The organism is Vibrio sp. TH_r3, from assembly GCF_033101115.1.
Taxonomy (GTDB): domain Bacteria; phylum Pseudomonadota; class Gammaproteobacteria; order Enterobacterales; family Vibrionaceae; genus Vibrio.
Genome location: NZ_JAWMPW010000086.1, coordinates 1 through 548 on the forward strand (window position 1 = coordinate 1; position 548 = coordinate 548).

1 protein-coding gene is annotated in these 548 nt (G+C 44.2%); it reads left to right on the top strand.

The annotated features are described in order from the left end of the window. Nucleotides 1-548, top strand: a 548-nt coding sequence (locus tag R3X26_RS18875; protein WP_317718860.1) for a DUF5107 domain-containing protein, incomplete at both ends; no start/stop codon positions are given.

Consider the following 548-nt stretch of genomic DNA (forward strand, 5'->3'; position numbering starts at 1 on the left):
CAGCCGATGGTAGCGCAGAAGTATGGTTAGGTGAAGTTGAACATATGTATGGTTTGCAAGTAAGTACGGGCTTTAAACTCTATCCAAATAAAGCACTAATTGAGATCACCGGTCGCGTATACAATTCAAATCCAACACCTCAGCAATTCCTATGGTGGGCTAATCCGGCAGTTAAAGGTGGTGATGGCCATCAGAGTATTTTCCCACCAGATGTGACGGCAGTTTATGACCATGGCAAGCGTGATGTTAGTGCTTTTCCAATAGCGACAGGTACTTACTATAAAGTTGATTACTCTGCTGGTGTCGATATTTCACGCTATAAGAACTTGCCTGTACCTACGTCATATATGGCTGCGAAATCGGACTATGACTTCGTTGGAGCCTATAGTCACGAGGAAAATGGCGGCTTACTTCACGTCGCAAATCATCATATTTCCCCAGGAAAGAAACAGTGGTCATGGGGAAATTGTGAATTTGGGCAAGCTTGGGACCGGCAGTTAACAGACAACAACGGACCATATATCGAATTGATGACGGGAGTTTTTACA